This window comes from Streptococcus sp. 27098_8_70, assembly GCF_041432215.1.
In the GTDB taxonomy this organism is placed as follows: domain Bacteria; phylum Bacillota; class Bacilli; order Lactobacillales; family Streptococcaceae; genus Streptococcus; species Streptococcus oralis_CP.
This window is the reverse complement of record NZ_JAPVZD010000001.1, coordinates 1,108,199-1,120,873: the sequence shown is the minus strand read 5'-3', so window position 1 is coordinate 1,120,873 and position 12,675 is coordinate 1,108,199. Positions and strand designations below refer to the sequence as shown.

Below are 12,675 nucleotides of genomic sequence, written 5' to 3'. Positions count from 1 at the left end.
CTCTTTTATCTTGGACAGATCCTAACCTTTTTTTGTATAGTAGAAATATGAGATTTACAAAAATAATCAGTAGTTTGCTTGCTCTTGGAGCTTTACTCATGCTTTTATCAGCTTGCCAGAATATCAAAAAGACACCACTGGTCTTGTTTGAATCCCTTTCATTCGGTATGTCTCCTAAATCTGTTGAAGAAAGATTTGGAAAGGCAAGCGAGGTGGAGGAAGAAAAGGAAACGGCCTATCGCGATACCTGGCGTGCAGAAGACCCGTATTTCTATAAAACAGGTCGCCTTTTCTATCACTATGAGCAGATTACTTTGAAAGGCTATACTGGTCGAGCAACCTTTACATTTTCAAAATCGCATCGTTTGGAAGAAGCGGCAGTCCATATTCCTGTAACTTCAAAGGTGGAGCAGAAAGTAGTGCTTAACAATCTATCCCAGACTGTAAAAAAAGAACTGGAAGAACTCCCAGATTACCAGTCCATGACAACTGATACAGTAGGACTCTATGATGACGGTTATCGCTACAAGGTCAAGTTAAAAGGACAACAGTGGGAACTCTGGGTGGATGTCTATCCAACAGAAAATAAATATGCTACAGACACAGAAACCGATAAGTATACTATCCGAGTGGATCAATTTCTCATGTATCCATGATGCTTCCTCTTCAGCACTTTTTCTGGCAATAGGTTTCGAATCCGAAACTTTTTTCTCTTCTTTGAATATGTTATAATAGTCCGTGCTGTGGCTGTGATGATGAACAGCCTCAATTGGAGAGAATATGAGGAGAAGGATGAAAGAAAAAGGATTTTGGGAAGGTGTTCAGGCGGCCATGCCGACTGCCCTTGGCTATGTCAGCATTGGTCTGGCTTGTGGGATTATCGGTGCGCCCTATGTGACACCTGTTGAGATGGGCTTGATGAGCCTCTTTGTTTATGCTGGGAGCGCCCAGTTTGCCATGTTGGCACTGATTGCGGTCCAAGCGCCTGTGGCAGCTATTGCTATGACGGTCTTTTTGATCAACTTGCGACTCTTTTTGCTGAGCCTGCATGCATCGACTTATTTCCGTCATACTAGTCTCTGGCAAAATATCGGCATGTCCAGTCTCCTGACAGATGAGACCTATGGGGTTTTGATGGGAGAATTAGCCCATACAGACAAGGTCCATCCTATGTGGATGCACGGGAACAATCTCAATAGTTATGTAGCCTGGTTTATTGGGACAGTTGCGGGGACAGCTTTAGGTGGCCTTCTTCCAAATCCTGAAGTCTTTGGCTTGGACTTTGCCCTTGTTGGGATGTTTATCGGGATTTTTACTTCACAATTTCAGATTATGCAAAGACGGGTTCCTGTCCGCAATCTGCTGCGGATCCTAGCCGTTGTTGCGGTGTCCTTCTTTTTGCTCTTGACAGTGGTGTCTCAGTCGCTAGCTGTCCTGTTTGCGACCTTGCTAGGTTGTACCATGGGGGTGGTCTTAGATGGTCAGTAAATATCTTTTGTTAGCCGTTATCTTTTCAGGCCTAGTGACTTGGATTCCCCGTATGATTCCCTTCATCTTGGTTAAGTACAAGGGCTTGCCAGCTATCGTCGAGCGGTTTTTGAAGTTTTTGCCTGTTTCCATTATCTTTGCCTTGATTCTTTCAAGCGTAGTGACTGGCAAAGTTGGCAGTCTTCCTCAAATCAAATGGCTGGACTTTTTAGCAGTCTTTCCAACGGCTTGGGTAGCCTTTCGCTACCGCAATCTAGTAGGTACGGTTCTTTTTGGGGTAGTCTTGATTGCAGTCTTGCGTCTGGTCTTTTAAATCAGCCATAAAAAAAACCTATCACCGAGATAGATATCATATAATGGCGAAAAAAAATATTTTCTGTTAAGATAGTAAAGTATTCTATTTTGGAGGAAATGACATGAAAAAAATCGTCAAATATTCATCTCTTGCTGCTCTAGGACTTGTTGCCGCAGGTGTACTAGCAGCTTGTTCAGGTGGAGATAAGAAAGATACTGCAACTAGCGAAGCAGCATCTGGTAAGAAAGAAATTATCGTTGCAACCAATGCTTCACCAAAACCATTTAACTACGAAGAAAATGGTGAGTTGACTGGTTATGAGATTGAAGTAGTCCGTGCTATCTTTAAAGACTCTGACAAATACGATGTCAAGTTTGAAAAGACAGAGTGGTCAGGTGTCTTTGCAGGTCTTGATAGCGACCGTTATCAAATGGCTGTGAACAATATCAGCTATACCAAAGAACGTGCTGAAAAGTACCTTTATGCAGCTCCAACTGCTAAAAACCCTAACGTTCTCGTTGTGAAGAAAGACGACGACAGCATCAAGTCGCTTGATGATATCGGAGGCAAGTCTACTGAGGTTGTTCAAGGGACAACATCAGCTAAACAGCTAGAAGATTATAACAAACAACACGCAGATAATCCAACTGTTCTTAACTACACTAAAGCGGACTTCCAACAAATCATGTCTCGTTTGAGCGATGGTCAGTTTGACTACAAGATTTTTGATAAAATCGGTGTTGAAACAGTTATCAAGAACCAAGGTTTGGACAACTTGAAAGTCATTGAACTTCCAAGCGACCAACAACCTTACGTTTACCCACTTCTTGCTAAAGGTCAAGATGAGTTGAAATCATTTGTAGACAAACGTATCCAAGAACTCTACAAAGACGGAACTCTTGAAAAATTGTCTAAACAGTTCTTCGGAGACACTTATCTCCCAGCAGAAGCTGATATTAAATAGTCGTATGAAATCATCCAGTCTGAGAAAGGCGGATGATTTCTCAATTTTTAGGTATATAGTTTCAAACTATATGTCTGCCTATCTAATAACAATTTGCTAAATCAAATAAAGTATGAGATACTATTACGGTATTATTTTTAAAGGAGATAGAATCATGAAAATTAAAAAATGGCTCGGTGTAGCAGCTCTTGCTACAGTCGCAGGTTTGACTCTTGCAGCTTGCGGAAATTCAGAAAAGAAAGCAGACAACGAAACAGTTGTCAAAATTGCAACAGTTAACCGTAGCGGTTCTGAAGAAGCACGTTGGGATAAAATCCAAGAATTGGTTGAAAAAGATGGAATTAAATTGGAATTCACAGAGTTCACAGACTATTCACAACCAAACAAGGCAACTGCTGATGGCGAAGTAGACTTGAACGCTTTCCAACACTACAACTTCTTGAACAACTGGAACAAAGAAAACGGGAAAGACCTTGTAGCGATTGCAGATACCTACATCTCACCAATCCGCCTTTACTCAGGTAAAAATGGGGAAGAAAACAAGTATACCAAAGTGGAAGAAATCCCAGATAACGGTGAAATCGCCGTACCAAACGATGCAACAAACGAAAGCCGTGCGCTTTACTTGCTTCAATCAGCTGGTTTGATCAAATTGGATGTTTCTGGAACTGCACTTGCAACAGTTGCTAACATCACAGAAAATCCAAAGAACTTGAAGATTACTGAATTGGACGCTAGTCAAACAGCTCGTTCATTGTCATCAGTTGATGCTGCCGTTGTAAACAATACCTTCGTTACAGAAGCAAAATTGGACTACAAGAAAGCACTTTTCAAAGAACAAGCTGATGAAAACTCAAAACAATGGTACAACATCATTGTTGCGAAAAAAGATTGGGAATCATCACCTAAGGCTGATGCCATCAAGAAAATTATCGCAGCTTACCACACTGATGAAGTGAAAAAAGTTATCGAAGAAACATCAGACGGTTTGGACCAACCAGTTTGGTAATAAGACACAGGGAGGTGGGAGAGAGTTTCCACCTCTTACTTTTGTATAGAGAGTTGATTTTAAAGAGGCACTTGTGGTCGTTCTGAGGACGCAAGTACGTAGTAGAAAGAGAGAGAGAAAATGGTTTTTCCTAGCGAACAAGAGCAGATTGAAAAATTTGAGAAGGATCATGTGGCCCAACATTATTTTGAAGTCTTGCGCACCTTGATTTCCAAGAAATCAGTTTTTGCCCAGCAGGTTGGACTCAAGGAAGTCGCAAACTATCTGGGTGAGATTTTCAAGCGTGTAGGAGCTGAAGTCGAGATTGATGAGAGCTATACGGCTCCCTTTGTCATGGCGCATTTCAAGAGCTCGCGTCCGGATGCCAAGACCTTGATCTTCTATAATCACTATGACACCGTGCCAGCGGATGGCGACCAGGTGTGGACAGAGGATCCTTTTACCCTTTCTGTGCGAAATGGTTTTATGTATGGACGTGGGGTTGATGACGACAAAGGCCATATCACGGCTCGTTTGAGTGCTCTGAGAAAGTATATGCAGCATCATGATGACCTACCTGTCAATATCAGCTTTATCATGGAGGGAGCAGAGGAGTCTGCTTCCATGGATCTAGATAAGTATTTAGAGAAACACGCAGACAAACTTCGTGGAGCGGACTTGCTAGTCTGGGAACAAGGGACAAAGAACGCCTTGGAACAGCTGGAAATCTCTGGCGGAAACAAGGGAATTGTAACCTTTGATGCCAAGGTAAAAAGTGCTGATGTGGATATCCACTCGAGTTATGGTGGTGTCGTGGAATCAGCTCCATGGTATCTTATCCAGGCTCTAAGTAGCCTACGTGCAGCAGATGGACGTATCTTAGTAGAAGGCTTGTACGAGGATGTTCAAGAGCCAAATGAACGAGAACTAGCCTTGGTAGATGCCTACGCCCAACGCAATCCTGAGGAAATCAGTCGCATTTATGGCTTGGAATTGCCTCTCTTACAAGAGGAACGTGCAGCCTTTCTAAAACGGTTCTTTTTCGAGCCAGCCCTTAATATCGAAGGGATTCAGTCAGGTTATCAAGGGCAAGGAGTTAAAACGATTTTGCCAGCAGAAGCCAGTGCTAAGCTTGAGGTTCGTTTGGTTCCTGGTCTAGAACCGCATGATGTTCTGGAAAAAATTCGGAAACAGCTAGACAAAAATGGCTTTGATAAGGTAGAATTATACTATACCTTGGGAGAGATGAGTTATCGAAGCGATATGAGCGCGCCGGCCATTCTCAATGTGATCGAGTTGGCCAAGAAATTCTATCCACAGGGCGTCTCAGTCTTGCCGACCACAGCGGGGACAGGACCGATGCATACGGTCTTTGATGCCCTAGAGGTACCAATGGTGGCCTTCGGTCTAGGAAATGCCAATAGCCGAGACCATGGTGGAAATGAAAACGTGCGAATCGCCGATTACTACACCCATATTGAATTAGTAGAGGAGCTGATTAGAAGCTATGAGTAGAGATATTATCAAGTTAGATCAGATTGATGTGACTTTTCACCAAAAGAAGAGAACCATCACAGCGGTCAAGGATGTGACCATTCACATCCAAGAAGGGGATATCTACGGAATCGTTGGATATTCTGGAGCAGGGAAATCCACTCTTGTACGGGTGATTAACCTCTTGCAAAAGCCATCTGCTGGGAAAATTACCATTGATGACGATGTGATTTTTGATGGTAAGGTCACTCTGACGGCAGAGCAGTTGCGTCGGAAACGTCAAGACATTGGGATGATTTTCCAGCATTTCAACCTGATGAGCCAAAAGACAGCAGAGGAAAATGTAGCCTTTGCCCTCAAACACTCTGGACTCAGCAAGGAAGAAAAGAAAGCTAAAGTAGCTAAGTTGTTGGACTTGGTTGGCTTGGCGGATCGTGCTGAAAACTACCCTTCACAACTATCTGGAGGGCAAAAACAGCGTGTGGCCATTGCGCGTGCCTTGGCAAATGATCCAAAAATCTTGATTTCAGACGAGTCAACGTCTGCCCTTGACCCTAAGACAACTAAGCAGATTTTGGCCTTGCTACAAGATTTGAACCAAAAATTAGGCTTGACCGTTGTCCTGATTACACACGAAATGCAGATTGTCAAAGACATTGCCAACCGTGTGGCGGTCATGCAGGATGGCCGTTTGATTGAAGAAGGAAGTGTTCTTGAAATCTTCTCAGACCCTAAACAACCTTTGACACAGGACTTTATCTCAACAGCTACAGGTATTGACGAAGCCATGGTTAAGATTGAGAAGCAAGAAATCGTAGAACATTTATCTGAGAACAGTATCTTAGTGCAGCTCAAGTATGCAGGGGCTTCGACAGACGAACCACTTTTGAATGAATTGTACAAGCGTTACCAAGTAACGGCTAATATCCTCTATGGAAATATCGAAATTCTCGATGGCACTCCTGTTGGAGAATTGGTTGTGGTCTTGTCAGGTGAAAAAGCAGCACTAGCAGGTGCTCAAGAAGCCATCCGTCAGGCTGGTGTGCAGTTAAAAGTATTGAAGGGAGGACAGTAAAATGACAGAGTTGATTCAAACTTACTTACCAAATGTCTACAAGATGGGCTGGGCTGGTCAGGCAGGCTGGGGAACGGCTATCTACCTAACTCTTTATATGACAGTTCTTTCCTTCATCATCGGAGGATTCTTGGGGCTGGTGGCAGGTCTTTTCCTCGTCTTGACAGCGCCAGGTGGTGTCTTGGAAAATAAGGTTATCTTTTGGATTTTGGATAAGATTACCTCTATTTTCCGTGCGGTTCCTTTCATCATCCTCTTGGCAATCATGTCACCACTCTCTCACTTGATTGTGAAGACTAGCATTGGGCCAAATGCAGCCCTTGTCCCCCTTTCTTTTGCGGTCTTTGCCTTCTTTGCCCGTCAGGTGCAGGTTGTCTTGGCTGAGTTAGATGGTGGTGTCATTGAGGCTGCTCAAGCAAGCGGAGCGACCTTCTGGGATATCGTGGGTGTTTACCTATCAGAAGGTCTTCCAGATTTGATTCGTGTGACTACAGTGACCTTGATTTCCCTTGTTGGAGAAACAGCTATGGCGGGAGCAGTTGGAGCTGGTGGTATCGGTAACGTAGCCATTGCCTATGGATTTAACCGCTACAATCACGATGTGACCATCTTGGCAACTATCATTATTATTTTGATTATCTTTACGATCCAGTTCTTGGGAGATTTCTTGACCAAGAAACTAAGTCATAAATAATGGAAGGAGTTCAACGGGACTCCTTTTTGTTTTCTCACCGAAATGCAAGAAGGATAAAGCTTCTTTTTAGAAATATGCTATAATAAATAAAGGTCCCCAATTAGCAAGTCAGAAACTTTGCTGTAGAAGGGATGATAATGTAAAGGAGTTTGGCTGGTATGAATTATTTTGAGGGGAATGATTTCTTCCTTCTCTTATTTGTAGTTTTACTGATTGGTTTTGTGGTAAACTTTTTTGAAAAACGTAAAGACTACTATATTTTGGCGCTCTCCCTCTTATTTGCAGGAGCTATCTATGGTAAGAGCCGAGCGATGATTGTCTATTTACTCGCCTTTATCGTTTACCAGTATTTTCTGGTTTTTCTAGCGCAGCGGATAGAGGCAAAGTGGCTGAAACCGCTGGTTTTCCTTTCCATTCTTCCTTTGGTGATCAATAAAGTCTTTGCTCTGACTTCTCTGCATTTGTTGGCCTTTATTGGAATTTCCTACATGTCTTTTAAGACCATTCAGATCATGCTAGAGATATCGGATGGCTTAATCAAAGAAAAAATCAGTGTAAAAGATTATCTACAGTTTTTGCTCTTTTTCCCAACAGTTAGTGCTGGTCCAATTGATCGGAGTAGGAGATTTTTAAAAGAGATAAACGAGGTTATGCCCCGAAAAGAGTATCTAGAGTTAGCAGGGGACGGTGTGTATCGTATCGTTCTAGGCCTTCTTTACAAGATTGTTTTATCAACCTATGTTTACCAGATGCTACTCGATCTAAATAATACGGGCACAGTCGTTTACTCAATCAAGTATATGTACCTCTATACCTTGTATCTGTTCTTTGACTTTGCAGGCTATAGTCTAATGGCCGTTGGAAGTAGTAATATTCTAGGTATTCAGACACCGATGAACTTTAACAAACCTTTCTTGAGTGTCGATATCAAAGATTTCTGGACTAGATGGCATATCACCTTGTCGACCTGGTTGAGAGATTTTGTATTTTCAAGAGTATTGATGCAGGTTATCAGGAAAAAATGGTTTAAAAATAGACTACACAATGCAACCTATGCCTATATGGTCAATATGTTGGTCATGGGTTTTTGGCATGGTCTTAGTGTTAGTTACATTGTCTATGGTTTTTATCATGGTGTCTTGATGGCTGGATTTGAAGTGTATCAAAAGAAAAGCAATTTTTATAAGAAAAATAAAAACAAAAACTGGTATAAGCTACTAAGTTGGTTTGTGACCATGAATTTGGTTATGATTGGTTTCTTTATCTTTTCAGGTGAACCCTATAAAATCTTGCTGACGACTTTAAAGAGATAAGAGATTGAGAAGAAATCGGACAGATCGAAGGGATAGGATAAAACGAGATGATTAAATTAAAAGCATTTTTACTATCGCTTGTGCTCGTAATTGCGACGCTTGCCCTTTTAAATGTGACGTATGTCAAGAAGATTGATGATTATTATAAAGTCAAGGATAACAGTATTCGTTATAGCACCTCGTATGAAAAGTATAAAAGTAGAGATATTATAACAAGCAATATCACCCCCAATACACTGGTTCTAATGGGTTCCTCAGAGTTAGTTGCGACGATAAATGAGGACTATCATCTAAATAAAATTTTTAACTACAACGATTTTAATATCATGCAGATTGGGACCAGTTATTCTCAAAACATCATTCAGGCTTCTACTTTAGCCTCTATTGAAGGATCTATGAGCAAGCGAAAAGTAGCTATAGTAGAGTCGGTTCAGTGGTTTGAAAAAGATGGGACTCATCAAGATGCCTTTTTGAACAAGGCTTCTCAGGAACATATTTTTCACATGCTAGATAATGACAAGATTAGTAAAGAAACGAAAGAAAAACTAATCAATCGGATTATCGAGATTACCAAGGGGAACAAGCAACAAAATGACATCTACAAAAAATACAAAAGTTATTTCATAGATGGAAAAGGAACCATTGTTGATAAAAAACTATTAGAGTTAGATAACGCGATGTATTCCTTTAAGCTCAAACGAAAATTTTATGAAAATCATGAGAAATCAGATTATCCTTCACTAGGGGATAAAACCCCAGACTATGATTGGCAGAAGATGACGGATCAGTTTGTGGAAGAGGTCAAAAAGAAAACAGACAATAATGACTATGCTGTTGATAATAACTACTACAATACTTACTTAAAAGATCGCTATGCATCGCTGAAAGATTCCAATAAAGATTTGAGCTATCTGGAGTCACCAGAATATTCAGATATGGAACTCTTCTTGACAGTTGCCAAAGAATTGGGCATTGAAGTTGAGGTTATTATTTTCCCAGTAAACGGGAAATGGAATGACTACACTGGTGTCTCAAGAGAGATGCGAGAAAAAACTTATAAAAAAATAGAAGATGTCGCAAAAAGCCATGGTGCAACCGTATTAAACTATGGAAACAGAGAGTATGATGATTACTTTTTATTTGACGTGATGCACGTTGGAGTGAAAGGATGGATGGAAGTTGAAAAAGAACTTTACAAATTTGCAAACCAAGCTAACTAACACACATCGTTTAATCTTGTGGACACTATTTTTCTATACGGTTATCTTAAGCATCGTGATTTATTGTTTTGTGACCGATTTTTCGAACATTCAAGAATTTATCTATAGTGAATTTTAGGATTGTATACAAAAAGGCCCTGGAACTAGGCATTGCTAGTCTTCAGGGCTTTTATCTTATAGTTTATCAGCTATTTTTTGACTTAGAAATTGCCCAATAACAGCTCCCATCAAGGCGCCTAGGAGGATGCTCGAAACAAAGAGAAGGATTTTGTCCAACTCTGGAGCGACCATGATACGGTCAATGTATTCTTGGGATTTCCCACGCGCAAGTAAGGTAGCCACGTAAGCTTTGGGACGGATCCACATGAGGAAGATAGGGCCACTTGTGCTAAAAGCAAAGACGAGGAAGGAGAAAAGATTTTTAATCTTATCCTGATAGTGGCCGAGACGAGCGATGGCATCTGCTGCAAGACCACAGGCGAGTCCTGGGAGAAAGGCTCCAGCGCCATGCTTGCTGGCTAGGAAGAAAATTGCCATAAAAAGTCCTAGAGTGGTGATAGCACCAAAACGAGGGACCTTCGTCAAAAGAAGCATGTAGACACTGCCACCGACAAGGGCAGAAAAGGCAGGTGCGTAGAACATATTGCCTGTTTGGTCGACCAGGTGTCCTAGGAAGACTCCAATCCCTACACAAAGAAAGTAGAGGACGGCGGCTAAGAGGGTGGTTAAGATATTTTTCTTCATGAGAATCTCCTTGATGCGAATTAACAAAACCAATTGTATCACGCTTTTTGAGGATTGTAAATGGGAGTTCTATATTTTTGAAAACGTTTGAAATATGATATAATAGTTACATCGTTAGTTTAAGGAGAGTAGTATGGGAAAATTTCTAGAATTCGTCTTTAATCGTATCTTTTTGGGAATGATTGCGACGGCTTATTTCTGGCTATTAACACTTGCAGGAGGAGTAGTCTTTGGTTTGGCACCAGCTAGTGCAACTCTTATGAGTTTGTATGGGGAGCATGGGTATACCTATCGAGCATACCATTTGAAAGAAGCTTGGGAATTGTATAAGAGCAATTTTGTCAAGAGCAATCTGGCTTTCTATAGTTTTGTGTTTGTGGATCTTGTCCTAGTTTATGGTTTGTATCTTCTAGTTCAATTGCCCCACCAGACGATTTTCCACCTCTTGGCGACCTTTCTCAATGTCCTTGTAGTTGCTCTTGTTTTTCTAGCCTATACTGTTTCCTTGAAACTTCAGGTGTACTTTGATTTATCCTACCAAAATACCTTGAAACTATCCCTTATCGGGATTTTTATGAGCCTACCTGCGATTGCCAAGGTTTTACTCGGGTCTGCACTCCTTGTAGGAGTTGGTTATTATATGCCTGCCTTGCTCTTTTTTGTAGGAATTGGAATGTGGCATTTCTTTATCAGTGATATGTTGGAACCTATTTATGAAAGTATCCATGAAAAATTGGCGACAAAATAGAATGAAGCAGTTCTGGCTTCACTCTCTCTTACGGATTTATAGTTTGGTTATGATCGTGGTCATTGCCAGTTTTGCGATTATGCTCTCGTATGCTGACTGGGATTCACGTGAGAAAGAAGCCCAACGGGTTGCAGAACGTGTGACCACTCGGACAGTGAGTGAAGTGGAATACTATCACAGAGAGTCAACCCGACTTGCTCAGTCTCTGGTTGAAAATCAGGCCCGCATCGAAGGAATTTACAAGTATTTTAGTCTCAGCACACCAGACTACTTCTATTGGCAATTAGAGCGTAAAACTTCACCTTATATCTCGGTTTCCCTGTATGAAAATATTGATGACCTCTATGTTCGGAATGATTTTGTGACTGGAGTGGCTATTGTTCTTCAGGACTACAAGGAAGTATATGTTTCGACTAGAGAAAAACGCAGTGGAGAGAAAGTTCCTGCGGAGGATTTTAAGCCAACAGCCAATAGTTTTGCCATTCCTGTTTCTGATCCTGTGTCTGACAAGGATTTAGGAGTGATCTATATCTCCCTATCCCCAGATGTTTTACATGGCGCTATTGACAATACTCGAGGCCATATCCCAATGGCTGTAACAGTAACTTCGCCTTTTGAGACTGAGATGTTCCATATTGGGGAGAAGGTCTCAGCCGAGCGAGAAAACTGGTTTGTAGGTGTCACCTCTCACGGTTATCAGGTTCGAGTTGCTGTTCCTAAAAATTTTGTTCTTACAGGAACTTTGACGAGTTCAGCTGTCATTATTGGGCTAAGTATTCTCTTTATCATTATTTTGTACGTGACTCTTAGACAGACTTTTTCAAATTATCAAAAGCAGGTCGTAGACCTAGTAGATTCGATCGAGGTGATTGCTCAAGGGGAAGAAGGCCTTCGAATCGATACCTCTGAAAAAGACCAAGAGTTGCTTCTCATTGCAGAAACAACTAATGATATGTTGGATCGCCTGGAAAAAAATATCCATGATATCTATCAGCTAGAGCTCAGCCAAAAAGATGCCAATATGCGAGCCCTGCAGGCTCAAATCAATCCTCACTTTATGTACAATACTCTAGAGTTTTTACGGATGTATGCCGTCATGCAAAGTCAGGATGAACTGGCAGATATTATCTATGAATTTAGCAGCTTGTTACGCAATAATATCTCCGACGAGCGGGAAACGACCTTGAAGCAGGAGTTGGAATTTTGCCGAAAATATAGCTATCTCTGTATGGTGCGTTATCCTAAATCCATTGCCTATGGTTTCAAGATTGCACCAGAATTGGAAGAAATGAGGATTCCAAAATTTACCCTCCAACCATTAGTAGAAAACTACTTTGCCCATGGTGTTGACCATCGCAGAACGGATAATGTCATCAGTATCAAAGCCTTGAAGGGCCAAGGCTTCGTTGAAATCCTAGTGGAAGACAATGGTCGGGGAATGTCCGCTGAGAAACTAGCTAGCTTGCAAGAAAAATTAGCTCAGAGAAGTTTTGAACACGAGGCAAGTTATAGTGGGGAGCGGCAATCAATTGGAATAGTAAATGTACACGAACGCTTTGTTCTCTACTTTGGGGATCGCTACCAAATCAGTGTAGAGTCAGCTGAGCAAGAAGGTGTTCGTTACCATATCATCATCCAGGATGAATAGAAAG

At 41.4% G+C, this 12,675-nt stretch carries 13 protein-coding genes; 12 read left to right on the top strand and 1 reads right to left on the bottom strand.

Annotated elements, in window-relative coordinates:
- The first annotated feature begins 47 nt into the window (after positions 1-47).
- The 10 genes from O3655_RS05280 to dltD all read left to right on the top strand — a co-directional run bounded on the left by O3655_RS05280 (position 48) and on the right by dltD (position 9,531).
- A complete protein-coding gene (locus O3655_RS05280; protein ID WP_002879743.1) occupies positions 48-656 on the top strand; it encodes a hypothetical protein in 609 nt (202 codons plus the stop codon).
- 136 nt (positions 657-792) lie between these two features.
- The gene (locus O3655_RS05275; protein WP_000659754.1) at positions 793-1,488 is read left to right on the top strand and encodes an AzlC family ABC transporter permease; all 696 of its coding nucleotides are present in this window, start codon (positions 793-795) and stop codon (positions 1,486-1,488) included.
- Positions 1,478-1,801 (top strand): AzlD domain-containing protein, encoded by a 324-nt coding sequence (locus O3655_RS05270; RefSeq protein WP_000253936.1) that lies wholly within the window; start codon positions 1,478-1,480, stop codon positions 1,799-1,801. The genes O3655_RS05275 and O3655_RS05270 overlap by 11 nt, the downstream gene beginning before the upstream one ends.
- Before the next feature lie 103 nt (positions 1,802-1,904).
- Positions 1,905-2,747: an amino acid ABC transporter substrate-binding protein gene (locus O3655_RS05265; RefSeq protein WP_000724967.1), complete on the top strand. Its 843-nt coding sequence runs from the start codon at positions 1,905-1,907 to the stop codon at positions 2,745-2,747.
- A gap of 154 nt (positions 2,748-2,901) precedes the next feature.
- Positions 2,902-3,756 (top strand): MetQ/NlpA family ABC transporter substrate-binding protein, encoded by an 855-nt coding sequence (locus O3655_RS05260; RefSeq protein WP_000694533.1) that lies wholly within the window; start codon positions 2,902-2,904, stop codon positions 3,754-3,756.
- Between the two features lie 120 nt (positions 3,757-3,876).
- A complete protein-coding gene (locus O3655_RS05255) occupies positions 3,877-5,250 on the top strand; it encodes a M20/M25/M40 family metallo-hydrolase (RefSeq protein ID WP_070656856.1) in 1,374 nt (457 codons plus the stop codon).
- Positions 5,243-6,304, top strand: a complete 1,062-nt coding sequence (locus O3655_RS05250) for a methionine ABC transporter ATP-binding protein (RefSeq protein WP_042903024.1) — start codon at positions 5,243-5,245, stop codon at positions 6,302-6,304. Before O3655_RS05255 ends, O3655_RS05250 begins: the two co-directional genes overlap by 8 nt.
- A gap of 1 nt (position 6,305) precedes the next feature.
- Positions 6,306-6,998 (top strand): methionine ABC transporter permease, encoded by a 693-nt coding sequence (locus O3655_RS05245; RefSeq protein ID WP_000137507.1) that lies wholly within the window; start codon positions 6,306-6,308, stop codon positions 6,996-6,998.
- A gap of 158 nt (positions 6,999-7,156) precedes the next feature.
- A complete protein-coding gene (gene dltB / locus O3655_RS05240) occupies positions 7,157-8,311 on the top strand; it encodes a D-alanyl-lipoteichoic acid biosynthesis protein DltB (RefSeq protein ID WP_042903023.1) in 1,155 nt (384 codons plus the stop codon).
- Positions 8,312-8,358: 47 nt separating this feature from the next.
- Positions 8,359-9,531, top strand: a complete 1,173-nt coding sequence (dltD, locus tag O3655_RS05235) for a D-alanyl-lipoteichoic acid biosynthesis protein DltD (protein WP_042903022.1) — start codon at positions 8,359-8,361, stop codon at positions 9,529-9,531.
- Between the two features lie 174 nt (positions 9,532-9,705).
- Here the strand turns inward: dltD and O3655_RS05230 are convergent, their stop codons facing one another.
- Positions 9,706-10,275: an MptD family putative ECF transporter S component gene (locus tag O3655_RS05230; RefSeq protein WP_042903021.1), complete on the bottom strand. Its 570-nt coding sequence runs from the start codon at positions 10,273-10,275 to the stop codon at positions 9,706-9,708.
- 133 nt (positions 10,276-10,408) lie between these two features.
- On the opposite strand from O3655_RS05230, the gene O3655_RS05225 reads away from it, so the two are divergent.
- Positions 10,409-11,023, top strand: coding sequence for a YesL family protein (locus O3655_RS05225; protein WP_049500068.1), 615 nt, complete (start codon positions 10,409-10,411; stop codon positions 11,021-11,023).
- A complete protein-coding gene (locus O3655_RS05220) occupies positions 11,001-12,671 on the top strand; it encodes a sensor histidine kinase (protein WP_371641210.1) in 1,671 nt (556 codons plus the stop codon). Before O3655_RS05225 ends, O3655_RS05220 begins: the two co-directional genes overlap by 23 nt.
- Positions 12,672-12,675: the final 4 nt, after the last annotated feature.

Bases quoted from the DNA above. Each gene is read 5' to 3' on its own strand.
- O3655_RS05245 (WP_000137507.1), top strand. From the start codon at position 6,306: ATGACAGAGTTGATTCAAACTTACTTACCAAATGTCTACAAGATGGGC.
- O3655_RS05265 (WP_000724967.1), top strand. From the start codon at position 1,905: ATGAAAAAAATCGTCAAATATTCATCTCTTGCTGCTCTAGGACTTGTT.
- O3655_RS05260 (WP_000694533.1), top strand. From the start codon at position 2,902: ATGAAAATTAAAAAATGGCTCGGTGTAGCAGCTCTTGCTACAGTCGCA.
- O3655_RS05275 (WP_000659754.1), top strand. From the start codon at position 793: ATGAAAGAAAAAGGATTTTGGGAAGGTGTTCAGGCGGCCATGCCGACT.
- O3655_RS05220 (WP_371641210.1), top strand. From the start codon at position 11,001: ATGAAAAATTGGCGACAAAATAGAATGAAGCAGTTCTGGCTTCACTCT.
- O3655_RS05280 (WP_002879743.1), top strand. From the start codon at position 48: ATGAGATTTACAAAAATAATCAGTAGTTTGCTTGCTCTTGGAGCTTTA.
- O3655_RS05255 (WP_070656856.1), top strand. From the start codon at position 3,877: ATGGTTTTTCCTAGCGAACAAGAGCAGATTGAAAAATTTGAGAAGGAT.
- dltD (WP_042903022.1), top strand. From the start codon at position 8,359: ATGATTAAATTAAAAGCATTTTTACTATCGCTTGTGCTCGTAATTGCG.
- dltB (WP_042903023.1), top strand. From the start codon at position 7,157: ATGAATTATTTTGAGGGGAATGATTTCTTCCTTCTCTTATTTGTAGTT.
- O3655_RS05250 (WP_042903024.1), top strand. From the start codon at position 5,243: ATGAGTAGAGATATTATCAAGTTAGATCAGATTGATGTGACTTTTCAC.
- O3655_RS05230 (WP_042903021.1), bottom strand. From the start codon at position 10,275: ATGAAGAAAAATATCTTAACCACCCTCTTAGCCGCCGTCCTCTACTTT.
- O3655_RS05225 (WP_049500068.1), top strand. From the start codon at position 10,409: ATGGGAAAATTTCTAGAATTCGTCTTTAATCGTATCTTTTTGGGAATG.
- O3655_RS05270 (WP_000253936.1), top strand. From the start codon at position 1,478: ATGGTCAGTAAATATCTTTTGTTAGCCGTTATCTTTTCAGGCCTAGTG.